The sequence below is a fragment of the Lutibacter sp. genome, assembly GCF_041596795.1.
Classification (GTDB): Bacteria; Bacteroidota; Bacteroidia; order Flavobacteriales; family Flavobacteriaceae; genus Lutibacter.
In genome coordinates, this window is record NZ_JBFHHX010000006.1 from 21439 (window position 1) to 46340 (window position 24902).

The following is a 24902-nucleotide window of genomic DNA, read 5'->3' on the forward strand; positions in this document are numbered from 1 at the left end:
CTATGTTTTTTTAAGTTTAATTTAAAACTCTGCGTTTTGTGGTGTTCTTGGATATGGAATAACATCTCTAATATTCCCCATGCCAGTGGTATATTGAACTAAACGCTCAAAACCTAAACCAAAACCACTATGTACTGCGGTTCCAAATTTTCTAGTATCTAAGTACCACCATAATTCTTGTTCGTCAATATGAAGGTCTTTCATTTTTTGTTGTAAAACCTCTAAACGTTCTTCACGTTGGCTTCCTCCAACAATTTCTCCAATTCCTGGAAATAAAACGTCCATTGCTCTTACTGTTTTTCCATCTTCATTTAAGCGCATGTAAAAAGCTTTTATGTTTGCTGGATAATCAAATAAAATTACCGGACATTTAAAGTGTTTTTCTACTAAATAACGTTCGTGTTCGCTTTGTAAATCTGCACCCCATTCGTTAATTACATATTGGAATTTTTTATTTTTGTTTGGTTTGCAGTTTCTTAAAATATCTATAGCTTCAGTGTAACTAACACGTTTAAAATTGTTCTCAATTACAAAATTTAGTTTTTCTAACAGCGATAATTCACTTCTTTCAATTTGAGGTTTCCCTTTTTCTTCTTGTAATAATCTATCGTTTAAAAACTCTAAATCATCTTTACAATTTTTAAGAATATCTGAAATAACCGATTTGATAAAATCTTCAGCTAGATCCATATTATCATCTAAGTTATTAAACGCAACTTCAGGTTCTATCATCCAAAATTCTGCTAAATGACGTGTTGTGTTTGAGTTTTCAGCTCTAAAAGTAGGTCCAAATGTGTAAACTTTTCCTAAAGCCATTGCATATGTTTCTGCTTCTAATTGGCCGGAAACAGTTAAGTTGGTATGTTTTCCAAAGAAATCTTTTGAATAATCTATAGCGCCAGATTCTGTTTTAGGAAGTTTTGCTGGGTCTAAAGTTGAAACTTGAAACATTTCACCAGCTCCTTCTGCATCTGTACCTGTAATAATTGGTGCGTGGAAATGGTAAAATCCGTTTTCAACAAAGTATTTATGAATTGCAAATGACAAGGCAGAACGCACTCTCATTACCGCGCTAAAAGTATTTGTTCTAATACGTAAATGCGCATTTTCTCGCAAAAATTCAAAACTGTGTTTTTTAGGTTGAATAGGATATTCTTCAGGATTAGAATCTCCTAATATTTCAATTTGGTTTACTTGAATTTCAACATTCTGACCTTTTCCTTGACTTTCAATAAGTGTTCCTTTAATTGAAATTGCTGCACCAGTTGTGATGCGTTTTAAGGTTGCTTCACTGGTGTTTTCAAAATCAACAACACATTGTATATTGTTTAAGGTAGAACCATCATTTAAGGCAATAAATCTGTTTGCTCTAAAGGTTCTTACCCATCCTTTTATAGTTACTTCATTTAAAAAGTTATTAGAACTTAAAAGTTCTGCAACGGTACTTCGTTTCATATTCTAAATTTTAGAAATACAAAGATACATGAACTAATGAAAGTAGTAAACTTTGATTGTTTAAAAATAATTTATAATTATAAACTATTTACTGAGCTTAAATTAATTGTTTATATCATCATCAGAATCTGGATCTAAAATATCAAGAACCGGTTCTTTTAAAATCTCTTTACTTGCAATTTTCTTTTCTAAAGAAAGTAGTAGAGAAGGTAATAGAATTAGGTTTGATACCATTGCAAATAAAAGGGTTATTGAAACTAAACCACCTAATGCAATTGTTCCTCCAAAACTTGAAACTGTAAACACCAAGAATCCGAAAAAGAGTACAATAGAAGTATAAAACATGCTTACACCTGTTTCTCTTAAAGCTGCATAAACTGATTGTTTTATACGCCAATTATTAGCTATTAATTCTTGCCTGTATTTTGCTAAAAAATGTATAGTATCATCTACAGAAATACCAAAAGCAATACTAAATACTAATATGGTTGATGGTTTTATAGGAACACCTAAATATCCCATTAATCCGGCAGTAATTAATAATGGAAATATATTTGGAATTAATGATATTAAAATCATTCTAAACGATCTAAACATAAAAGCCATAAAAACAGCAATTAAAAGTATAGCTAAAGAAAGTGAAATTACAAGATTATTTATTAAATAATTAGTTCCTTTTAAAAATACCAACGCTCCACCAGTCATAGAAACATCATACTTTTCTTTTGGAAATTCTTTATCAATTTTTTGTTGAAGGCGTTCTTCAATGCCAATCATTTTATCTGTACCAATATCTTTCATAAAGGTAGTAATACGTGCATATCTTCCAGTAGAATCAACAAAGTTATCTAGCAGATTTGTATTGGTTGATGAATTTTTAGAATACTTTAAAATCCAGTTCTTCTCTTGGCTATTAGGTAATTCGTAATAATTTGGAAGTCCGTTATAAAAAGCTTGTTTAGAGTATTTTACAATATTTAAAACGGAGATTGGTTTAGATAATTGAGGAATTTCTTCAATGGTTTCATCTAGCTTTTCCATACGTTTAAGCGTAGACAAGCTCATAACACCATTTTCTTTTTTTGTATCAATTACAATTTCCAATGGCATAATACCTCCAAATTCTTCTTCAAAAAATTCTATATCTTTAAAAAATTCTTTGCCTTTTGGCATATCTTCAATTAAGCTACCAGAAACTTTAATTTTGTAAATACCTATCATACTTACAATAATTAAAATAACCGTAATTGAATACACAGCTAATCGGCTATTTCTTACCACAGATTCCATCCAAGTAACAATTTTATCAATCCATTGGCGCTCTAAATGTTTTAAGTGCTTTTCCTTTGGTAATGGTAAAAAACTGTAAATGATTGGTATTAGCATTAACGCCAAAACAAAAATTGCTAAAATGTTGATAGATGCAATGGTACCAAACTCTCTTAGTAACTGACTTTTTGTAAATATAAAAGTTGCAAAACCAGAAGCTGTAGTAACGTTGGTCATTAACGTTGCATTCCCAATTTTTGTAATAACACGTTGTAAAGATTTTGCCTGATTTCCGTGTTTTTTTATTTCTTGCTGATATTTATTTATTAAAAATATAGCATTTGGAACTCCAATTACAATAATTAATGGTGGAATTAAAGCCATTAAAACAGTAATTTCATACCTAAACAAACCAATAAAGCCAAATGCCCAAACAACACCAATACTAACTACTAAAAGTGTAATTAAGGTTGCTCTAAATGATCTGAAAAAGAAAAAGAAAATTAAGGCAGTAACTCCCAATGCTAAACCTACAAACATCCCAATTTCATCTATAATGTTTTGGGCGTTCATAGTTCTAATATATGGCATTCCAGATACGCGAACGTCTATATTATAATCTTTTTCAAACTTGTCAATGGTTGGGTTTAAAACATTAAAAATAAAATCTTTTCTCGCAGCCGTATTTACAATTTCTTTATCTAAATAAATAACAGAACGTATTACACCAGTTTTTTTGTTGTATAAAAAATTATCGAAAAAAGGAAGATTATCAAAAAGGTCGTGTTTTATTTTTAAAACTTCTTCAACAGTTTCAGGTTCTTTGTTGTATAAAGGTTCTGTAACAAATTTTTCTTGTTCGGTATCTTTTACCAGTTTTTTTATGTCGCCAACGGCAACTGTAAAATCAATTTCTTTTAAGCTGTCTAAATTTTTCGATAATTTATTCCAAGCATTAAATTTAGCTGGATTAAAAATTGTAGAGTCTTCAACAGCTAAAATTATGATATTCCCTTCTTCACCAAATATTTTTAAAAACTTATTGTAATCTATATTTACCTGATGATTTTCGGGCAATAGATTTGCTTCTGTATATGAAAATCTCATATACTGCATTTGGGTTGATAAAAAATAAGTAAATGCAGCAATTATAATTAAAATAATATATCTGCTTTTTAAAATAAGCCTAGAAACTTTTGTCCAAAAATCCATTAAAAAAAATTTTTGCAAAGGTATGAAATTAGTTTAGGTTATAATACGTTAAGGGCTAAAATCCTAATCTTAATTTATAAGTTAATTTTACGGCTAAATTGTCCGACCAAATTGGATTTCTGTAGGCACCATATCTATAAAAAGCACTAAAACCAAACCCTTTTAAAAGCGAATTAATTTCCATTCCGCTTTCTAAATATCCTTTATTCATACTTTTAAAAACTAAACCATTATGGTAATCTGGATTATCAATTGCTCCAACGGCGGCTCTTGTTGCAATGCTTATTTGGGGTTTAAATTTTTTACCAAGTTTAAATGGTTCAAAGTTTTGTTTTAAATGTATGGCTAAAAATCTGTCTGAAACAAATTCGTTATAACCCATTGTTTCAAAGCTGTTTTTACCTGCAAAAGTTATACGTTTAACCCACGGATTTTTAAATGTGTAATTTGGTGTTGCATTGTATAAATGTGAAATTGGGGCATCGCCAAAAACAATTCCTCCTTCAATTAAGATATTTGTAATTCCTTTTCTTAGAGGTTTAATTTTATGTAAAATTCTCAGGTTAATTTGAGTAAAATCAAAATCGCTGCTAAATAAATCTTCAATACTTTTGGTTACTTGTAATGTAAAATGTGGGAATTCATTTTTAATTGTTAGTTTTCCAATTGGTGAATTCATATATTCATTTTTTGGACTGTATTGCAGATTTACAGATGCTGTAGTTAATATATACCGTGAAATATTTTTTGATGTATTAATAAATTGATAGTCAAAAGTTGGTGCATAATCACCAGAACTTAATTGGAATTTAGCTTCTAAGTTTGGTTGAATATCGGTTTCAAAATAGGTGCTTAATGTTTTGTAGTTGTAAAATTTATCAATATTTAAGTTTCTCGGATTTACGGGTGAAAACGAAGTGTTTTCAGCAATAAAATCTAATGATGCGGCTTCCTTTAAATCATTTGTAAAACTAACTCCCAACCAAGTGTTATTTTCCTTATTTAATCGAGTAGCTGCGCCTAAGCTAAATTTATAATCTTTATCTTTTGTTCCGTAAGCGACGTATGATTCTAATCTAATTTTATTAGAGAAATTTTGATTTGTAGTACCTCCAAAACCAATACGTAAACCTTCATAATTGTTTAGGTTTATAATTTTTCCAAGGTTTAAATTAATGTACTTAGTATGAAAGTAGCCTTTTAAAAGATTACGACCAAGGGCAATTTTACCTTCAATATTTTCACTTTTTGCAATACTGTCGAGGTTTTTATAGGTTTCTTTTCCTCGTTCCGATAAAGAATCGGTTCGGTATAAATTCCAAAATTCTTCCGATTTTTTTGCTGCATCATCGTTAAATTTTATTGTTGATGATGAATTTTTTACAATTAACTGCGGATTAATTTCAATATTACTGTTTTTAGTTTTAGAAATAAAATACGAAACATCAGATGGATTATTTCTGCTAGAATTAACAATGGAATCGTTTTTAGCAGAATTGGATACTTTTACCATTCCTCCAAATAAATTTACGTTTTCATTGTTATCACCTTTTTTTATAATAATATTCATATCTGAAGGAAACCAACAATTACAGTCCTCAATAAAACTATAGTTTTGCGTAGCTTTTACATTTACAATTGCCTTTAATTCGGCCATTCCTTTTGTAATTGCATAACTTTTTGAATCTATGTATAAAACACCTTCAATACCGGTAAAATCCTTTTTAATTTTTGGTTTATAGTATATTAAAATAAACTGTTTGTTATTTTGCTGAATGGTGTCTAAAATTTTATAATTATAATGTTTTATAGCATTGTTAGCTATTGGATTTACATACTTGGTGCCTGCTATAGTGTAAAATTCATTATAAAAAGAAAAATCTTGAAAGGTAATAGCCAGTAATTCGTATATAGGTTGTTGCAATCCGGCCATTCTAGAAGCCATGATAATCTCTTTTGTTTTTTTACCTTTTTGAAATTGGAATTGAGAAATTTTTTCTGAAAGATACAAATGATGTTTATCTATATCTTTTTTAAATTTATAATTGGTAGAATCTATTTTTAAGAATTCTTTTTCCCCATTTTTTAGCACAAATACTGTATCAATTTTCCCATTTATCGAATCAGGATGTGCTGTTACTAAAAGTTTTGTGTAAGCATCAAATTTAAACGAGTTTAAAGAGGTTTCAATATTATTTTTAGCCTTATTTTTTATTGTATTTCTTATAATTTGTAATGCTGGATTTTCAGTAGCAGTAATTAAAATTTCATTTAAACTTTCTGTAGAAGGTTCTAATTGAATTTTAATATATTTATCAGATTGAGCGATAGGGAAAGAAGTGCTTTTATACCCAACGTACGAAACTTTAATTTGGTTGATAACTGTGTTGCTTTGAATTTGAAATTTTCCATCAACATCAGTTAATGTGCCAGTGTTGGTATTGGTAATTATGGAAGCAAATGGCAATGGTTTTTTTGTAGAGCTATCAATTACTAAACCTTGAATTTGATGTTGCGAAAAAGCAATAATAGGTATTAATAAAATTAAAAAAAGCCATTTTTTCATACGCTTGTAATGTACTATAATTAGCAAATATAGGTTAATAAAAAAGCACTCTACAGAGTGCTTTATAGTTTTTTGATAAGTTTAACTTTTTAAAAATTAAACTTTCATAATTTCTAAATCTTTTATTTTGTAAAGCTCATCAACCTGTAAAATAAATTTATCTGTTAAATTTTGAACATCAACTTCAGCATTTGCTTTCATATCTTCAGACGCTTCTGTTTTTTTTATCTCCTGCATTGCTTCTCTTCTGTCGTTTCTAATTCCAACTTTAGCATTTTCAGCTTCGGCCTTTGCTTGTTTAGATAATTCTCTACGTCTGTCTTCGGTTAGCACAGGAACATTAATAATGATAATTTCCCCATTATTCATTGGGTTAAAACCTAAATTAGCAATCATAATTGCTTTTTCAATTTCGTGTAACATCTTTTTTTCCCAAGGTTGCACGGTAATTGTATGTGCATCCATTGTATTAACATTGGCAACTTGAGTAAGCGGAGTTTGAGAACCGTAATATTCTACCGTAACGCTACCTAACATTGCTGGACTAGCTTTTCCAGCTCTAATATTTCTAAATTCTTTTTCTAGGTGAGTTATAGAATTTTGCATTAACTCACGTGTGCTATCTATTATAAAAGCTAATTCTTCATTCATAATTGAAAAATTTTAATTAATCTATTATTTATCAACTAGTGTTCCAATATTCTCTCCAGAAACTACTTTTTCTAAGTTTCCTTTTTTATTCATATCAAATACAACCATAGGTAAGTTATTTTCTTGACTTAATGCAAATGCTGTCATGTCCATAACTTTTAATCCTTTGCTCATTACATCTTTATAAGTAATGGAATCAAATTTAATAGCATCGCTATTTTTTTCTGGATCGGAATTGTAAATTCCATCAACTCTTGTTCCTTTTAAAATTACGTCAGCATCAATTTCAATTGCTCGTAAAACTGCAGCTGTATCTGTAGTAAAGTAAGGGTTTCCGGTACCTCCACCAAATATTACAACTCTTCCTTTTTCTAAATGGCGAACAGCTCTTCTTTTTATAAAAGGTTCAGCAACTTGCTCCATTTTAATTGCGGTTAAAAGTCGTGTAAAAATACCTTCGTCTTCTAAGGCGCTTTGTAATGCCAAACCATTAATAACAGTTGCTAGCATTCCCATATAATCTCCTTGAACGCGATCCATTCCATTACTTGCGCCAGCAACACCTCTAAAAATGTTACCTCCACCAATAACAATGGCCACTTCAATACCTTTGTCAACAATTGTTTTTATATCTTTAGCATAATCTGCTAATCTAATTGGGTCTATGCCGTATTGGCGATCTCCCATAAGCGCTTCTCCGCTTAATTTTAATAGAATTCTTTTGTAGGCCATAATTTTTTTGAATTATGCAAATATAAGAAATACTTTAAAAGTAAAAGAGGTAAGTTTTTATTGATTTATTAATTTTTTTACTGCTAAATTGATTATAACAAAAAAACTCACCTATAAGGTGAGTTTTTTTAAGTATAAGTGTTCTTTATTAAGCTAACGAAACTCTTTTAAAGTCTGTAACTTTAACGTCACCTAATGTAGCAACATATTGTGCAACATTAATTTTATCGTCTTTAATAAAGTTTTGATCTAATAAACATTGTTCTTGATCTAATGTTGTGTTATCAGCAATAAATCTTTCTACTTTACCTGGTAAAATTCTATCCCAAATAGCTTCTGGTTTTCCTTCAGCTTTTAGTTCAGCTTTCACTTGCTCTTCAGCTTGTGCTAAAATTTCTGGAGTTAATTGAGAACGAGAAATAAAAGTTGGAATATTTTTAAGAGTTTTTCCTAATCTTTTAAATTCTTCATTTTCTTTCTCAATTACAGCAATTCTAGCTTCAGTTTCGTTAGCAACAAAAGCAGGATCGAAATCTTTATAAGATAAAATTGAAGCACCCATAGCGGCAGCTTGCATAGAAACATCTTTAGCAACTACATCAGCACCTTTTACGTTTGCAGATAAAGCAGTTACAGCAGCAATTTTATTTCCTGCGTGGATGTATGATCCAACAAAAGCACCAGAAATACATTCGAAAGCACCAATTTCTAATTTCTCACCAATTACACCAGTTTGCTCAATTAATTTTTCAGCAACTGTCATAGTTCCAAAAGGAGCGTTTAAAAATTCTTCTTTTGAAGTGTAGTTTACTGCAATTTCTGCAAATTCAGTAGCTAAAGCAACGAAAGCGTCATTTTTAGCAACAAAGTCAGTTTCACAGTTTAATGAAATAATTGCACCTTTTGTGTTATCGCTATTTACAAAAGCAATTACTGCACCTTCTGATGAATCTCTATCAGCTCTATTTGCAGCAACTTTTTGACCTTTTTTACGTAAAATATCAATTGCTTTGTCAAAATCTCCATCGGCTTCAACAAGTGCATTTTTGCAATCCATCATACCGGCTCCGGTAGATTGTCTTAATTTGTTAACTTCTGAGGCTGTAATTTTTGCCATCTTTTTATATTTTTTGTTGAATAAATTTCAACTATTATACATTAATTATTATCGTTATCGTCAGAGTCTTTTGCGTCTTTGTTAACTTTTCTATCAGCTAAACCTTCAGCAATAGCATCTGTAATATAACCTAAAACTTTATCAATAGATTTTGAAGCATCATCATTTGCAGGTACAACATAATCAATACCTCTTGGGTCTGAATTTGTATCAACCATTGCAAAAATTGGAATGTTTAAGTTTTTAGCTTCAGCAACTGCAATGTGTTCTTTTTTCACATCAACAATAAAAATTGCTCCAGGTAAACGAGTCATATCAGAAATAGAACCTAAGTTTTTTTCTAATTTTTCACGTTGACGGTTAATTTGTAATTTTTCTCTTTTAGAAAGTGCATCAAAAGAACCATCTGTTTTCATTCTGTCAATAGATGACATTTTTTTAACAGCTTTTCTAATAGTTACAAAGTTTGTTAACATTCCACCTGGCCATCTTTCAGTAATGTAAGGCATGTTAACGCTTTTTGATTTGTCAGAAATAATTTCTTTTGCTTGTTTTTTTGTAGCTACAAAAAGGATTTTTCTTCCTGATGCTGCAATTTTCTTTAAAGCATCTGCTGCTTCATCAATTTTTGCTGCAGTTTTGTATAAATCTATAATGTGAACGCCGTTACGTTCTCCATATATATAAGGAGCCATGTTTGGATCCCATTTTCTAGTAAGGTGACCAAAGTGTACACCTGCATCTAATAATTCTTGAACTTCTATATTTGCCATTTGTATTTAGTTTACGTTCCGTTGAGAGTTAGCAATAGGGAAGTAGCGTAAAACGATCTTCCCTATTTGGATGCTAAACTTATAATCAGTCATTGACTGAACAACGACAACTTTGTTTTTATTTTTAATTTCAATGAACCACCAAGTAATTTGGTGAAACAATTCAATAAAACGATTAACGTTTTGAGAATTGGAATTTTTTTCTTGCTTTCTTTTGACCGAATTTTTTACGTTCAACCATTCTTGGGTCTCTTGTAAGTAATCCTTCTGGTTTTAAGATTAATCTGTTTTCAGCATTTAGTTCAACTAAAGCTCTAGAGATTGCTAAACGAATAGCTTCTGCTTGTCCAGTTATACCACCACCAAATACATTTACTTTAACATCAAATGCAGTTGCGTTGTCTGTTAAATTTAAAGCTTGTAATACTTTATATTGTAAATGAGAAGTAGTAAAATAATCTTTATAATCTTTTTTGTTTACAGTGATGTTTCCTTTACCTTCAGAAAGATAAATACGGGCAACAGCTGTTTTTCTTCTACCTATTTTGTGTATTGTATCCATTATTTAAGGTCGTTAAGGTTAATAACTTTAGGAGTTTGTGCAGTTTGGTTATGTTCTGCTCCAGCATAAACATATAAGTTTCTGAATAAAGCACTACCTAATTTGTTTTTAGGTAACATTCCTTTTACTGCTTTTTCAACAAGACGTGTTGGGTCTTTTTGAAACATTTCTGTTGCAGTTAATGATCTTTGACCACCTGGATAACCTGTGTGACGAATGTAAGATTTGTCAGACCATTTTTTTCCAGTTAAATTGATTTTGTCCGCGTTGATAACTACTACATTGTCTCCACAATCTACGTGAGGAGTGTAGTTAGTTTTGTACTTACCTCTAACTAGCATTGCTATTTTAGAAGCTAGACGACCCAACGTTTGGCCGTCTGCATCAACTAAAACCCACTCTTTTGTAGCGGTTGCTTTGTTAGCTGATACTGTTTTGTAACTTAATGTATTCACAATTAAATTCTTTGTTATAATTAAACATTTATTTTTTGTCCCTAAAAAGGGAGTGCAAATGTACAAACTATTATTTATATAACAAACAGTAAAAACTTTAAAATTTATGCTTTAAATATTTATAATTGAAAAAGTTAGTTGTTTATGGACTTAATTTCTATGTTAAAAGTTGTTTGGAATTATAAAATATTAGTTACCAGTTGTTAAAGATCTATTTTAAAACATAAATCTGAATCAAAAAAAACTAATTATTTATATAAACCATTTAAATTTTGAAATAAAATATTGTTTAATTTTTAAATATTAATATGTATTTGAGTTTAATGCGCCTCTAACCAGTTATTTCCTGTTCCAAGTTCTACGGTTAATGGTACAGATAATTGAACAGCACTTTCCATTTCTTTAATTATTAATGGTTTAAGAGTATCTATTTCTGAATTATACATGTCAAAAACTAATTCATCATGCACTTGTAATAACATTTTGCTTTTGTAATTTCCTTCGGATAGTAATTTATAAATGTTAATCATAGCTATTTTTATAATATCAGCAGCACTTCCTTGAATTGGTGCGTTTACTGCATTTCTTTCATCAGAAGATCTTACAATGGCATTTTGCGAGTTGATATTTTTTAAATAACGTCTTCGGTTTAAAATAGTTTCTACGTAGCCATTTTCTCTTGCAAATTCTATTTGATTTGCTATAAATTGATTTAATTTAGGAAATGTTTTGTAGTAGTTGTCTATTAATTCTTTGGCTTCGGCACGAGATTTGTTTAATTGTTGTGCTAAAGTAAATGCACCTTGTCCGTAAATAATTCCAAAGTTTACTGCTTTTGCATCGGCTCTTTGTGTACGAGTAACTTCTTCTAAAGGTATTTCAAAAATTTTGGCAGCTGTGGCAGCGTGAATATCTTCGCCTTTTTTAAAAGATTCAATCATACTTTCATCTCCACTTAAAGCGGCAATAATACGTAATTCAATTTGAGAATAATCGGCAGCAACTAAAGTGTAGTTTTTATCTCTGGCAACAAAAGCCTTTCTAACTTGTCTTCCTCTTTCGGTTCTAATTGGAATGTTTTGAAGGTTTGGATTGTTAGAACTTAATCTGCCTGTTGCGGCAACAGCTTGACTATATGTGGTGTGAATTCTTCCTGTTTCTTTATTTACTTCATTTGGTAAAGCATCTACATACGTATTTTTTAATTTTACCAAGCCTCGCCATTCTAAAATTTCTTCAACAATTTTGTGTTCTGGAGCTAATTTCGATAAAATTTCTTCGCCGGTTGCATATTGTCCGGTTTTTGTTTTTTTTGGTTTTGCAACCAATTTTAAATGTTCAAATAAAACATCGCCCAATTGTTTTGGTGAAGCTAAATTAAACTCAATGTTAGCTTCTGCATAAATTGTTTTTTCTAATTTTAATATATCAGCATTTAAATTTTCTGAAAGCGATGCTAAAAAGGAAGTATCTAATTTAATACCTTCTAATTCCATTTGAGCAAGTACTTTTAGTAATGGAATTTCAATTTCATTGTATAATTTTGATAGTTGAAATTTCTCTAAATCTTGTTCAAAAATTTGTTTTAATTGAAAGGTTAAATCGGCAAACTCAGTAATATATTCGGTTCGTTTTTCAATAGCAACTTCTTGCATTGTAGTTTGGTCTTTTCCTTTTTTGCCAATTACAGACTCTAAGCTTTTTGGCTTGTAATTTAAATAGGTTTCTGTTAAAACATCCATATCATGACGCATATCAGGATTAATTAAATAATGCGCCAACATAATATCAAATAGTTTTCCTTTTATTGAAATATTGTGTTTGCTTAAAATTTTAATGTCATATTTAATGTCTTGTCCAATTTTTTCAATAGTTTCATTTTCAAAAAATGGTTGAAATTGAGCTAGTATTTCGGTGTTATTTTCACTGTTTAGGTCTATGTAATAACCTTTTCCTTTTTCATAAGAAAATGAAATTCCAATTAAATCTGCTTCAAAACAGTTACTACTTGTAGTTTCTAAATGATAACTTACGGATGTTTGTTTTTGTAAATTGGTAAGTAATAATTTTCTTGAAAGTGGTGAATTTACATATTGATAAATATGGTTGGTACTCTCATTAGAATCAAAACCAGTGGACGAAACTGATTCTTTTGAATGTTCAGGAGGTAAAGAAAATAAATCGAATTGATGTGATTCTGAAACTATAGGTTGCGGAGCTTGTATTGTAGTTTCTTCTTTTTTAGTTTCTTGTGTTGAAGGGTTTAAGTTGCCAAAAATTTTATTAAAATTATCTGCAATTCTTCTAAATTCCAACTCTTGAAAAATTTCACTAACTTTTTCAAAATCTGGATGATTTAATTCAAAATCTACTTCGTGAAACTCAACTGGGCAATCTAATAAAATAGTTGCTAGTTTTTTAGATAGTAATCCCAATTCTTTATTGTCCTCAACTTTCTCTTTCATTTTGCCTTTTAGCTGGTGTGTATTGGCTAAAAGGTTTTCTATGCTTCCATACTCTTTAATAAATTTTTTAGCTGTTTTTTCACCAACACCAGGGAAACCGGGAATATTATCTACTGCGTCTCCCATCATTCCTAATAAGTCAATAACCTGCTCAGGTCTTTCAACTTCAAATTTAGCTTGTACTTCTGGAATTCCCCATATTTCAATGCCATTTCCCATTCGAGACGGTTTGTACATAAAAATATTTTCAGAAACTAATTGTGCAAAATCTTTATCTGGTGTTACCATAAAGGTTTGGTAACCTACTTTTTCAGCTTGTTTTGCAAGTGTTCCAATTAAATCGTCAGCTTCAAAACCTTCCATTTCTATAATTGGAATGTGCATAGCTTCTAATATTTTATGAATATAAGGAACTGCAATTTTTATGGCTTCGGGTGTTTCTTGTCGATTCGATTTATATTCGGGAAAAGCTTCATTTCTTATATGCGAACCACCTTTGTCAAAAGCAACTGCCAAATGATCTGGTTTTTCTCTATTAATAACGTCTAATAAAGAATTTGTAAACCCTAAAATAGCGGAAGTATCCATACCTTTTGAGTTTATTCTTGGGTTTTTAATAAGGGCATAATAGCCTCTAAAAATTAAAGCGTATGCATCTAATAGAAAAAGTCTTTTTTGTGACATTGTAATTATTTATGTTTTTAAAAGGTTCAAAATAGTAACAAACGGTTTTTATTAAAATAATAATACCATTTATAGTAAAAAACGAACCATTTGTTTTATATTTGTATTGTAATAACTTAAAAATCCAAAGTTATGAAACAAAAATATGCTTTTTTATGGTGTTGTTGCATTTTATTTAATACTGTCCTTATTTCACAGATTTCTAATAATGGAATTCTTCAAATTAATTCTTCAACAATTGTGTATTTTGGGGATGAATATACAAACAAAAGTACAGCTTCCCATATTAACAATGGTAATTTGTATTTAAATAGTAACTTTATTAATGATGGTGCTACTTCTTCAAATTCTGGCACAACTTTTTTCTCAAGCGCTACTAATACTAATCAATCAATTTCTGGAGCCACTAAAAATATTAATTTTTATAATTTAGAAATTAATTTAAGCAATGCAGTTAAAAATGGAGTTTCTGTTAGTGATAATTTTGGATTATTTGTAACCAATAGTGTTTATTTAGAAAATGGTGATTTAAGATTGGTTGGTGATTCTCAGTTAGTTCAAACACATTCTGGTGCCTCTGCAAATTCATCGTTAAATGGAAAATTGCATAAAGATCAGCAAGGTTATAAGTCTGCTTACGGATATAATTTATGGTCTTCTCCTGTTGTTACGGCTGGAGTGTTTCAGTTAAACGGAGGTTTGTTTGATGGTACAGATGCTAGTTTAAATCCATTTGATTCACAACAAGTATTATTTAATTCAGGATATCCATACAATGGTTTGCCATCTGTATTAGATGGAGATGGAAATGTTACCACGCCATTAACAATAAATGAAAGATGGCTATATAAATTCTCTAGAGGCGCTACAGGTTCTTATGTTAGTTGGATAAAACTTGATAAAAATAGCTCTTTAACGCCTGGAGAAGGTTTTATAATGAAAGGAACCAATACCACCTTAAGTGAGCAAAATTATGTTTTTAAAGGATTGCCAAATGATGGTACTTATAGTTTTGCAGTTGGACCCGATGAATCTAATTTATTTGGAAATCCGTACCCAAGTGCTTTAGATTCAAATATGTTTATTATGGATAATTTGTCAGTTTTTGATGGAACTTTATATTTTTGGGTAGAAGGTAATTCGCCAACACATAATTTGTCAGATTATTTAGGTGGATATGCAACAAGAAACTTAACAACAGGTGTTTCAGCATCTATAAACCCAACAGCCTCAGGAGTTGGGGATGCTAATTTGTTGGCTCCAAAACGTTATATGGCTGTTGGACAAGGCTTTTTTATAGATACCAATGCATCTGGAAATATTGTTTTTAATAATTCGCAAAGAGTTTTTAAAACAGAATCATCTTTAGAATCGGTTCATTATAAAAGTTCTAAAGTAAATTCAAAATCTACTTCAGATGATAGTATTGTAAGAATATCATATCAAGATCCTGAAGGATTTGTAAGAGAATTAGCTCTTGGCTTTTTACCAGAAACTACAGCAGATTTAAACTTTAATACTGGTTATGATGGTTTAATGAGCGGTGAAAGAGAAGATGAACTTTTTTTTATTATTGAGAATGATTTATCAAAAAAATATGTAATTCAGGGAGTTGGTGCTTTTGATGAAAGTTATGAATTTCCTTTAGGATTAATTATTGCAGAAGATGGTACGCATACAATTTCATTAAAAGGCGTTGAAAACTTTTCTAATACAGTGTATTTAAAAGACAATGCATCAAATATAACCTATAATTTAAGTGAAAGTTCTTTTAATCCAAATCTAACTCCGGGAAATTATTTAGATAAATTTTCAATAGTTTTTAAATCTGCTACAACATTAGCAACTCAAGAAGTTTATCAATCAAATTTGAATGTTTATTACAATAAAAACAAGTCAATAATTATTAAAAAGGATATGGATATTACTGTAAACAATTTATATGTTTTTAATGTATTAGGTCAGCAGGTTTTAGAGTTAACAAATTTACCTTTTGGTGAGCAAGAAATCTCCATTCCGTTTCACCATGAAGCAGGAGTTTATTTTGTAAAAGTTAAATCAGAAAATGGGATTCAAAACTTTAAAATTATAACAAATTAAAATTTATCAAATACTAAAAATTATTATTATGAAAACTGGAATTAAAAGAAATTGGTTATTGCTGCTAATTTGTTTAGTGTTAAACATAGCAGTTTTTGCACAGGTTGGAATTGGAACTACGTCACCTGATGATTCTTCAATGCTTGATATTCAATCAACATCAAAAGGTGTGTTAATTCCTAGAATGACAACAACTCAAAGAAATTTTATAACTGGTGTTGAAGGTCTTTTAGTTTTTGATTCAACAACCAAAAGTTTTTGGTATTTTAATAGTATTTGGGTTGAATTAGCAAGCGGTTCAGGAGGAGGAAACGAAATTTCAGATGCTGATGCTGATACTAAAATTCAGGTTGAAAAAAATACTGATGAGGATATAATTAGATTTAAAACTGCAGGTGTGGAAAGGGTAACTGTTAATAATACAGGAACAACTGAAATTGGAGATATCTCAGGTGGTAATGTAACCAAAATAGGTACAGATGGATCTTTAAGTTACGTTGGCTCTGCTACAAGATGGGAAGATTTAAGAATTCCTACAACATCACTAAAAGAAAATAGTGTAGATATGCCAACCTGGGATGTTTTTATTGATGACACAGATGGTCCAGGTGTTTATTTACATTGGTTTGATGATGAAGATGGATCTATTAATAAAGAAGAAGAACTTTTTTTTACAGCGCAAATGCCACATGGTTGGAAAGAAGGTTCTAATATAGAGCCACATGTGCATTGGACAACAAAAGATGATGCCACTGGAAAAAATGTGGAATGGGGTTTGCAATATGTTTGGGCAAACGTTGGTGACATATTTCCATCTACAACAAATATTATTTATACTAATGCTACTGTTGGTGCTCCAGGATTAAGGAGACATTCTATTTCTCAGTTTCCTGAAATAGATGGTACTGGGCGTACGTTATCTAGTATGTTAATATGCAGAATTTTTAGACATAGTTCACATAGTAACGATACTTTTAATGATAAACAGGCTGGGTTAATTGAAATTGATTTTCATTATGAAGTAGATAGTGATGGTAGTAATGAAGAATATACCAAATGGTAATTTAATAAGTTTAAAAGAGTTTAATAGTTGTTGTTAACTTAATTTGAATTGTAAAATACAGTTAGTTTTGTTTTTATGGCAATATTTTTTTTATATTGATTTTTATGCTTTTTAAAGTGTAAAAATCAATAGATAGTTGCAATAAATTTTCAGTTTTAGAAAATAATTATGGTAAATACGTTCGTTTTAAAAAAGTGGGCGATTTTAAAATAGTATTAAGCACAATTCGTCAACTTGGAATGGAGTTGTGATCAACAAAACAATTATCAACTTACTTTACGCGGGCACATACACGGTATGTAATTTTGAAATGAATATCTGATTTTTAATGGAGTTCGGTACCAAATATTTATAAACATTGGAATGAAATTTATGCTGAAGAGAAAAATCTTTAAGTGTAATTATTAGTTTGGGCTTTATCTGTAAGAGTAGGTATTTGGCCATAAATTACTGTTATTACTTTGAAAAGGAACTAAATAGTGATAATTTAAATTAAAATGCTACATTTGTATTAAGTCAAAAATGTTATTGAATAGTTTTATTAAAGAAATAGTTAAATTATGGCGAAATTTGGAGAATTAATTAGCTCAGATATTCCTGTTTTAATCGATTTTTATGCAGAATGGGAGGAAGAAAATTCTGAAGATTTGCACAATGTTTTGCGAGATGTAGCTGCTGCCTTGGGTGATAGTGCAAAAGTTATTAAAATTGATATCGATAAAAACGAAACTTTAGCAAATGCTTTAAGAATAAAAGGAAATCCTACGTTTATTATTTATAAAGATGGCGAAATGAAATGGCGTCAGTCTGGAGTGCAAGATGCTAATACTTTAATAGGATTGGTACAACAATATGTTTAAAAAATTAAGCTGTGATTTTTTCAAACCTATAATTTTTTTTGCTGTAAATATCTAATATTATAGGTAATACATATTTTAATCTTTCATTTGCTTTTTGGCTATCGTGAAAAACTATTATACTTCCATTTTTTGTGTTTTTAATAACATTTTTCAAACATTTTTTTGCAGAAATTGTAGTGTCAAAATCGGCACTTAAAACATCCCACATTATAATTTTATAGCCTAATTGGCGTAGTTTTAAACTTTGTTTTAACGTTAGTTGTCCGTATGGAGGTCTAAAGAATTTGGTTTGTACTTGTAACTTTTTTTCTGCACTTAAAACGTTATCAATGTATAAGCTAGAGCTTGTTTTTCTTCCGTTTAAATGATTATTAGTATGGTTTCCAATGGTGTGACCATTATTAATAATTTTAGTGTAAATAGTTGGGTGTAAGGCTGCGTTTTTACCTATGCAAAAGAACGTTGCTTTTGCATTGTATTTTTGTAATTCGTTAAGTGTCCATTCTGTAATTTCAGGTGTTGGACCATCATCAAAAGTTAAATAAATTACTTTTTCTTTTTTGGAAAAACTCCATACCCAATTATTAAAAATTAGTTTAAGGAGGTATGGAGTTTTTACAAAATATTTTTTCATTATTCATCGTCAATTAAAAAATTGAACAATTTTAAATAGCCAACGTATTCGTCTTTTAAAGCGTTTGCATAATTTTCATCATCAAATTGAATGGCAGTTTTAACAATTTGGTCATACATTAACAAACTTCTTTCAATTTCACTAAATACACTTTCAATATTGCTTTGGTCAAATTGACTATAATAGGTAAGGTTTTCTTGTAAAACAGTTTTTAATTCTGATGCTAATTTTCTGGCTTTTTCTTTTTTGTTTAAATTATAATAAATGTCTAAATAAGAAATTAACATGCTGTAATGTCCAAACTTATGAACTGGCATTTTTTCTAAAGATAAGTCGGTAATTTCTTCAGCTTTTTTTAGTTTTCCTTCTTTTATTAAAGCATTTGCCAAACGTTCCATGTTATTTCTATATGTAACAGAATTTTTACGTGTTTCTGGGTCTAAATAAATATTATCATCAGTAATATTTCTCCAATCCCATTTTTTAACGTTTTCGTACATTTTATTAGTGTTAATTCTTCCCATTTCAAAGAAATTACCTTTGTCTGGTGTTAAAATAGGTACTAATTTATAGGTCATACCATCTAGCTGTAAATAGTTTTTTAACCAAATATATTCTTCATCGGCTTGCGCACCTCCAGTAAAATAAATTGGTTTATCCCAATTGTTATTAGCTAATATATCTAACATTAAAATTCTATTTTTTGATAATTGTCCTGTAAATTGAATATCTATATAAGGAACAATTAAGTGGGCGTCTTCTGGCTCCACAAGTCCGTTTTTAAGAACCTTTGCTTTATCAACAGGAATTCTAATTTTGTTTGTTGGTAGTACTTTTTCAGGTATTCCATCATCATCAAGGTCGTATTCTGTTATTTTTTGATCACTTTCTATCCATTTCATAAAATAATCAATAGTAACAGTAGAATCTTTTAGTTGTGGAAAAATTTCTTCAAAATAATAAGCAACATCTAAAGTTCCCCATTTGTATTTATCGTGTGTTAATTGCGACGGAATTGGATCTGCTTTATATGTTTTTCGTTTCATTTGATCTATATACCAATCTGTTTGAAATAAACTTGTGTTTATTAATTTCATATCAGTTCTATAGTTTTCTACTTCTTGTAAGTACCATAATGGGAAAGTATCATTATCACCAATGGTAAATAATATGGCATTTTCATCACAAGAGTCTAAATATGCTTTTGCGTTTAAATGAGACGTATATCTGTTTGATCTATCGTGATCATCCCAGTTTTCTGAAGCCATTAATGTTGGTACTGCTACTAATGATAGTACTGAAACAGCAATAGCTATAGTGTTTTTATTAGCGTATTTTTTTAAATACTCATACAATGCTAATACTCCAAAGCCAACCCAAATAGCAAAAATGTAGAAGGAGCCTACAACGGCATAATCACGTTCACGAGGTTCAAATGGTTTTGGGTTTGTGTAAAATATAATTGCTAAACCTGTAAAAGCAAAAAATAGGAGTAATGTATAAAAATTGTTTTTGTCTTTTTTTAGTTGAAAAAACAACCCAATAATTCCTAAAATTAATGGTAAAAAATAATAAGTATTTCTTCCTTTATTATCTCTTACTTCGGATGGTAAATTTGTTTGAGGTCCTAATCTATATTCATCAATAAATTTAATTCCGCTTAGCCAGTTTCCATTTTGTAAATCTAATTGACCTTGTTCGTCATTTTGCCTTCCAACAAAGTTCCACATAAAATAACGCCCGTACATATAGCCAAATTGAAAATCGACCATAAACTTAATGTTTTCAATAAAAGTTGGTCTTCTTTTACTATTTGCTGGAATGCCTGCAATAGCTTTGTAATTTTTTATAACAGAGCCATCGGTATTTACCATTCTAGGCATAAAACCTTTGTGTTTACTACTCCAGTTTGGCAAAGCATCTTTGTAGTTATTTACAATAACATATTTGTTAAGTTTTTCATCCTTCTCATACTTTGGCTTATCATCTCTGGTTGGATTATCGGCATCGGCTTCTCTGTCGTAAATAAGAGAATAATAAGTATCGTAAAAAACATTGGCATCACCATATTGCTCTCTATCATAATAGGCTAAAAGCTCTCTGGCACTTGATGGATTATTTTCGTTTATAGTTGTGTTTGCATTTGCTCTAATTGGTAACATCATCCAAGATGAAAACCCAATCATAATAAATAATACAGATAGAATTAATGTATTTGCTCCAACTAATTGTTTTTTATGTGTGTAATTTATTCCAAAATAAAATAAAACAACAACAATAATACTTGCTATTATGCTTCCTGAATTAAATGGTAATCCAATAGAATTAACAAAAAACAATTCTAAAGCGCTAAAATATTTTAAAGTGTAAGGGAATAATAATTTAAAAACGAAGAATAAAACTAATATAGAAACAACGTTTGCAATAATAAACTGTTTAAAATTTATTATTTCATATTTTTTAAATATGTATAAAAATACAATTGATGGAATAACTAATAGTGATAAGATATGCACACCAAACGATAGTCCAACAACAAAACTTATTAATAGTAACCATTTATTTCCTTGAGGTTTATCAAGTTCAGATTCCCATCGTAAGCCCAGCCAAAACAACAAAGCCATTAAAAATGATGACATAGCATAAACTTCACCTTCTACAGCGCTAAACCAGAAACTATCGGAAAAAGTATAGGTTAAAGCACCAACCATTCCGCTTCCTAAAACTGCAATTGCTGTTGATTGGCTTAATTCTGAAGCATTTTTTACCATTTTTTTAGCTAAACCTGTAATAGTCCAAAACATAAATAAAATGGTAAAAGCACTTGCTAATGCCGACATGAAATTTACCATTTTGGCAATTTCAGTAACATCTGAGCTAAACATTGCAAAAAAGGCACCTAGCATTTGAAATAAAGGAGCTCCTGGAGGATGACCAACTTCTAACTTTACAGCGGTTGATATATATTCTCCACAATCCCAATAACTAACTGTAGGCTCAAGAGTTAAAGTATATGTTAGCAGTGCAATTGAAAATGTTAACCAACCTATAATAGTATTCCATTTGGAAAAATTGAAGGACTTCATATATTAAAATTTATTCTGGGCGAAATTAACAAAATTAAAATTAAATATTGAATGTAAGTTTTGGAAGAACAGTTAATAAAGTATTAAAGGTTTAATAATTTGAAATAATTTTAAAAAAAAAGCGAAAAATATTTGTTGATTTAAAACTTTCCTCTAAATTTGCACCCGCAAAATGATCCATGGTGTAATGGTAGCACTCCGGTTTTTGGTATCGTCAGTCAAGGTTCGAGTCCTTGTGGATCAACAAAAAAGCTTCAATATATATTGAAGCTTTTTTTGTTTTATAAATTAGCTAAACAGCGTACTATGTTTAGCATACATATTATTTTAAAGTTTAAAAGTAAGTACAGGTAATTTAGCGTGGTTTGTTAAATCTTCACTAATACTTCCATTAAATAAATGGGCTAAACCTCTTCTGCCTTGTGTGTTTAATAAAATAATATCGGCATCAATAACTTTAGAAAAATTTAAAATTCCTAACTCTACAGATGTATCGTTGTAAATATTTAACGAAAAATCTCCTAAATCAAATTCATTAATAAAATTTCTAATGGCATCACTAGAATCTTTAGTGGTTTCAAAATTATGAATAGTATTTATTTTTAATAAATGCAGTTTTGCGTTAAAAAGCTTAGTGAAATTAAGAATTCTTTGAAAGGCTGATCTGTTTTCGTATTTAAAATTTGAAGCAAAAACTATGTTTTCAATTTTAAAATTTTCAGAATCTTCTTTTATTACCAAAACTGGAATTTCAGAATTTCTAACAACTTTTTCTGTGTTGGAACCTACAAGCATTTCTTCAAGACCAGAAGTTCCTTTAGAACCCATAACAATTAAATCGCAATTCTGATTAACGCTTTCATCAATAATTCCTTCAAAAGCCTTATGAAATAACACAGAATCATTCATTTCAATTCCATCAAAAAAAGGTAATTTTTTAAATTCCTCAAATTTTTCATAAGCTCTTTTTAAGTATAAAAACGAAGTGGGAGAATTGTTTGGTGAACTGAAACTTGTTGGATCAATAACGCCTGTTGGAAGCTCTAGCATATGCAATAAATATATTTTTGCATTGGTTTGTTTTGCTATTATTGAAGCAGCTTTGGCAGCGTATTCCGCTTGTTTCGAAAAATCTACAGGGACTAAAATACTCTTCATAAATTTGGTTTGGTTATATTCCTTCTAAATGTAAAGTTAAGAATTTTATATTAATAATAAGGTCGAATTTTTATCATTTCAAAAAATCTTACTATATTTGCACAGAATTATTAAGATTTAGAGAGCTAGGAGGGGACGTAAAGTCCCCTCTTTTTATAAAAATGGATAAAGAAAAAATAAGAAATTTAGTTGATTTAGCTATTCAAGAAAATAGCGAACTCTTTTTAATTGACCTTCAATTTTTACCAGAAAATAAAATTTATGTTGAAATAGATGGTGATAGTGGAGTCTCTTTAAATGAATGTATAAGAGTAAGCAGAGGTATTGAAAGTAATTTGGATAGAGAAGAAGAAGATTTCTCTTTAGAAGTAACAACACCAGACGTGGCTCAGCCAATAAAAGTTAATAGACAATTTATAAAAAATATAGATAGAACATTAGCAATTAGGTTAAAAAATGACACAAAACTAGAAGGAATACTTAAAAAAGTAAATTCTAATAGTATTGAACTTGAATGGAAAACGAGAGAACCAAAACCAGTGGGTAAAGGTAAAATTACAGTAGTAAAAACAACAACAGTATCATTTGAAGATATTGCAGAAGCAAAAGTGAAAATAATATTTTAATAAAGCGAGTGAATGGAAAATTTAGCATTAATTGAATCGTTTTCAGAATTTAAAGGAGATAAAAACATAGATAGAGTTACCTTAATGGCAATTTTAGAGGAGGTTTTTAGAGCTGCTTTAAAAAGAAAATTTGGATCAGATGATAACTTTGATATTATTATTAATCCAGATAAAGGAGATTTAGAAATTTGGCGAAACAGAGTTGTTGTTGCCGATGGAATGTCCGAAGATGATAATGAAGAAATTGAACTTAGTGAAGCTAGAAAAATTGAGCCGGATTTTGAAATTGGTGAAGATGTTTCTGAAGAAGTTAAATTAATTGACTTAGGAAGAAGAGCAATTTTGGCATTGCGTCAAAACCTTATTTCAAAAATTCACGAACATGATAGCACCAATACTTTTAAACAATTTAAAGATTTAGAAGGTGATATTTACAGTGCAGAAGTTCATCATATTCGTCACAATGCTGTAATTTTGTTAGATGATGAAGGAAATGAAATTGTTTTGCCAAAAAGCGAACAAATTCGTTCAGATTATTTTAGAAAAGGAGATTCTGTTAGAGGAATTGTGAAAACTGTAGAATTAAGAGGTAACAAACCAGTAATAATTCTTTCAAGAACATCACCTCAATTTCTAGAAAAATTATTTGAACAAGAAATTCCTGAAGTATTTGATGGTTTAATTACTATTGAAGGTGTTGCTAGAATTCCAGGCGAAAAAGCAAAAGTAGCAGTAGATTCTTATGATGATAGAATTGATCCTGTTGGAGCTTGTGTAGGTATGAAAGGATCTCGTATTCACGGAATTGTTCGTGAATTAGGAAACGAAAATATTGATGTTATCAACTTTACAAAAAACACACAACTTTATATTGCTCGTGCTTTAAGCCCAGCAAAAGTTGCTTCTATGAAAATTCACGAAGAAGAAGGAAGAGAAGATGGTAAAAAAGGAAGAGTTGATGTATTTTTGCAACCAGAAGAGGTTTCAAAAGCAATTGGTAAAAATGGAGTTAATATTCGTTTAGCTTCACAATTAACCGGATACGAATTAGACGTTCAAAGAGAAGGCGTTGAAGCAGAAGATGATGTTGAATTAACAGAATTCTCTGATGAAATTGAAGCTTGGGTAATTCAAGAATTTAAAAAGATAGGTTTAGATACTGCGCGTAGCGTACTTGAAAAAGATGTAACTGAACTTTTAAGTAGAACTGATTTAGAGGAAGAAACTATAATTGAGGTTCAAAAAATATTAAGAGAAGAGTTTGAAGACTAATTTTAGTTTTTAACACTTCACAAATAATTGGCTAAAAAATAACTATATGGCTGACAACAAAACATTGAGACTAAACAAAGTATTACGAGAATTAAATATCTCATTAGACAGGGCTGTTGAGCATTTAACAAGTCACGGCTTTGATATTGAAGCTAGACCAAC

General features: G+C 29.8%; 18 protein-coding genes and 1 tRNA gene. 6 read left to right on the forward strand and 13 right to left on the reverse strand.

The window, feature by feature from the left end; all coding sequences use genetic code 11:
* Nucleotides 1–21 precede the first annotated feature (21 nt).
* The 10 genes from asnS to polA form a co-directional block, all read right to left on the reverse strand.
* On the reverse strand, nt 22–1455 hold the full coding sequence (gene asnS / locus ABY298_RS01635; protein WP_372744244.1) for an asparagine--tRNA ligase: 1434 nt from the start codon (nt 1453–1455) through the stop codon (nt 22–24).
* Between the two features lie 102 nt (nt 1456–1557).
* Entirely contained in the window at nt 1558–3936 is a 2379-nt protein-coding gene (locus tag ABY298_RS01640; RefSeq protein ID WP_372744245.1) for an RND family transporter, read from the reverse strand.
* 55 nt (nt 3937–3991) lie between these two features.
* Entirely contained in the window at nt 3992–6502 is a 2511-nt protein-coding gene (locus ABY298_RS01645) for a DUF5686 family protein (protein WP_372744246.1), read from the reverse strand.
* A 96-nt stretch (nt 6503–6598) separates the two neighbouring features.
* Nucleotides 6599–7153, reverse strand: a complete 555-nt coding sequence (gene frr, locus ABY298_RS01650) for a ribosome recycling factor (RefSeq protein WP_372744247.1) — start codon at nt 7151–7153, stop codon at nt 6599–6601.
* 24 nt (nt 7154–7177) lie between these two features.
* A complete protein-coding gene (gene pyrH / locus ABY298_RS01655) occupies nt 7178–7885 on the reverse strand; it encodes a UMP kinase (protein ID WP_372744248.1) in 708 nt (235 codons plus the stop codon).
* Nucleotides 7886–8033: 148 nt separating this feature from the next.
* Nucleotides 8034–9002 (reverse strand): translation elongation factor Ts, encoded by a 969-nt coding sequence (tsf, locus tag ABY298_RS01660; RefSeq protein WP_372744249.1) that lies wholly within the window; start codon nt 9000–9002, stop codon nt 8034–8036.
* Nucleotides 9003–9043: 41 nt separating this feature from the next.
* Nucleotides 9044–9775: a 30S ribosomal protein S2 gene (gene rpsB / locus ABY298_RS01665; RefSeq protein ID WP_372744250.1), complete on the reverse strand. Its 732-nt coding sequence runs from the start codon at nt 9773–9775 to the stop codon at nt 9044–9046.
* 175 nt (nt 9776–9950) lie between these two features.
* Nucleotides 9951–10337 (reverse strand): 30S ribosomal protein S9, encoded by a 387-nt coding sequence (gene rpsI / locus ABY298_RS01670; protein ID WP_372744251.1) that lies wholly within the window; start codon nt 10335–10337, stop codon nt 9951–9953.
* Nucleotides 10337–10792 carry a 50S ribosomal protein L13 gene (gene rplM, locus ABY298_RS01675; RefSeq protein ID WP_372744252.1) on the reverse strand — a complete coding sequence of 152 codons (456 nt, stop codon included), beginning with the start codon at nt 10790–10792 and terminating at the stop codon, nt 10337–10339. Before rplM ends, rpsI begins: the two co-directional genes overlap by 1 nt.
* Nucleotides 10793–11112: 320 nt before the next feature.
* Nucleotides 11113–13941, reverse strand: a complete 2829-nt coding sequence (gene polA / locus ABY298_RS01680) for a DNA polymerase I (protein WP_372744253.1) — start codon at nt 13939–13941, stop codon at nt 11113–11115.
* A 132-nt stretch (nt 13942–14073) separates the two neighbouring features.
* Between polA and ABY298_RS01685 the strand changes: the two genes are divergently transcribed.
* From ABY298_RS01685 to ABY298_RS01695, 3 genes are all read left to right on the forward strand, one after another.
* Nucleotides 14074–16041, forward strand: coding sequence for a T9SS type A sorting domain-containing protein (locus ABY298_RS01685; RefSeq protein WP_372744254.1), 1968 nt, complete (start codon nt 14074–14076; stop codon nt 16039–16041).
* A gap of 28 nt (nt 16042–16069) precedes the next feature.
* Nucleotides 16070–17104, forward strand: a complete 1035-nt coding sequence (locus tag ABY298_RS01690; protein WP_372744255.1) for a hypothetical protein — start codon at nt 16070–16072, stop codon at nt 17102–17104.
* Nucleotides 17105–17664: 560 nt separating this feature from the next.
* Complete coding sequence (locus ABY298_RS01695; protein ID WP_372744256.1) at nt 17665–17964, forward strand: thioredoxin family protein; 300 nt, start codon at nt 17665–17667, stop codon at nt 17962–17964.
* A gap of 4 nt (nt 17965–17968) precedes the next feature.
* Here ABY298_RS01695 and ABY298_RS01700 read toward each other — a convergent pair whose 3' ends face one another.
* Both ABY298_RS01700 and ABY298_RS01705 read right to left on the reverse strand, forming a co-directional pair.
* The gene (locus tag ABY298_RS01700; protein WP_372744257.1) at nt 17969–18598 is read right to left on the reverse strand and encodes a polysaccharide deacetylase family protein; all 630 of its coding nucleotides are present in this window, start codon (nt 18596–18598) and stop codon (nt 17969–17971) included.
* Nucleotides 18598–21684 (reverse strand): DUF2723 domain-containing protein, encoded by a 3087-nt coding sequence (locus ABY298_RS01705; RefSeq protein ID WP_372744258.1) that lies wholly within the window; start codon nt 21682–21684, stop codon nt 18598–18600. The genes ABY298_RS01700 and ABY298_RS01705 overlap by 1 nt, the downstream gene beginning before the upstream one ends.
* A gap of 173 nt (nt 21685–21857) precedes the next feature.
* On the opposite strand from ABY298_RS01705, the gene ABY298_RS01710 reads away from it, so the two are divergent.
* Nucleotides 21858–21928, forward strand: a tRNA-Gln gene (locus ABY298_RS01710).
* Between the two features lie 83 nt (nt 21929–22011).
* On the opposite strand, the gene ABY298_RS01715 is transcribed toward ABY298_RS01710, so the two are convergent.
* Entirely contained in the window at nt 22012–22842 is an 831-nt protein-coding gene (locus ABY298_RS01715; RefSeq protein WP_372744259.1) for a universal stress protein, read from the reverse strand.
* 161 nt (nt 22843–23003) lie between these two features.
* On the opposite strand from ABY298_RS01715, the gene rimP reads away from it, so the two are divergent.
* Both rimP and nusA read left to right on the forward strand, forming a co-directional pair.
* Nucleotides 23004–23468 (forward strand): ribosome assembly cofactor RimP, encoded by a 465-nt coding sequence (gene rimP / locus ABY298_RS01720; protein WP_372744260.1) that lies wholly within the window; start codon nt 23004–23006, stop codon nt 23466–23468.
* 12 nt (nt 23469–23480) lie between these two features.
* A complete protein-coding gene (nusA, locus tag ABY298_RS01725; RefSeq protein WP_372744261.1) occupies nt 23481–24740 on the forward strand; it encodes a transcription termination factor NusA in 1260 nt (419 codons plus the stop codon).
* Nucleotides 24741–24902: the final 162 nt, after the last annotated feature.

Excerpts from the sequence above, each read along its gene's own strand:
- asnS (WP_372744244.1), bottom strand. The coding sequence starts at position 1,455 with ATGAAACGAAGTACCGTTGCAGAACTTTTAAGTTCTAATAACTTTTTA.
- ABY298_RS01640 (WP_372744245.1), bottom strand. The coding sequence starts at position 3,936 with ATGGATTTTTGGACAAAAGTTTCTAGGCTTATTTTAAAAAGCAGATAT.
- ABY298_RS01645 (WP_372744246.1), bottom strand. The coding sequence starts at position 6,502 with ATGAAAAAATGGCTTTTTTTAATTTTATTAATACCTATTATTGCTTTT.
- frr (WP_372744247.1), bottom strand. The coding sequence starts at position 7,153 with ATGAATGAAGAATTAGCTTTTATAATAGATAGCACACGTGAGTTAATG.
- pyrH (WP_372744248.1), bottom strand. The coding sequence starts at position 7,885 with ATGGCCTACAAAAGAATTCTATTAAAATTAAGCGGAGAAGCGCTTATG.
- tsf (WP_372744249.1), bottom strand. The coding sequence starts at position 9,002 with ATGGCAAAAATTACAGCCTCAGAAGTTAACAAATTAAGACAATCTACC.
- rpsB (WP_372744250.1), bottom strand. The coding sequence starts at position 9,775 with ATGGCAAATATAGAAGTTCAAGAATTATTAGATGCAGGTGTACACTTT.
- rpsI (WP_372744251.1), bottom strand. The coding sequence starts at position 10,337 with ATGGATACAATACACAAAATAGGTAGAAGAAAAACAGCTGTTGCCCGT.
- polA (WP_372744253.1), bottom strand. The coding sequence starts at position 13,941 with ATGTCACAAAAAAGACTTTTTCTATTAGATGCATACGCTTTAATTTTT.
- ABY298_RS01685 (WP_372744254.1), top strand. The coding sequence starts at position 14,074 with ATGAAACAAAAATATGCTTTTTTATGGTGTTGTTGCATTTTATTTAAT.
- ABY298_RS01690 (WP_372744255.1), top strand. The coding sequence starts at position 16,070 with ATGAAAACTGGAATTAAAAGAAATTGGTTATTGCTGCTAATTTGTTTA.
- ABY298_RS01695 (WP_372744256.1), top strand. The coding sequence starts at position 17,665 with ATGGCGAAATTTGGAGAATTAATTAGCTCAGATATTCCTGTTTTAATC.
- ABY298_RS01700 (WP_372744257.1), bottom strand. The coding sequence starts at position 18,598 with ATGAAAAAATATTTTGTAAAAACTCCATACCTCCTTAAACTAATTTTT.
- ABY298_RS01705 (WP_372744258.1), bottom strand. The coding sequence starts at position 21,684 with ATGAAGTCCTTCAATTTTTCCAAATGGAATACTATTATAGGTTGGTTA.
- ABY298_RS01715 (WP_372744259.1), bottom strand. The coding sequence starts at position 22,842 with ATGAAGAGTATTTTAGTCCCTGTAGATTTTTCGAAACAAGCGGAATAC.
- rimP (WP_372744260.1), top strand. The coding sequence starts at position 23,004 with ATGGATAAAGAAAAAATAAGAAATTTAGTTGATTTAGCTATTCAAGAA.
- nusA (WP_372744261.1), top strand. The coding sequence starts at position 23,481 with ATGGAAAATTTAGCATTAATTGAATCGTTTTCAGAATTTAAAGGAGAT.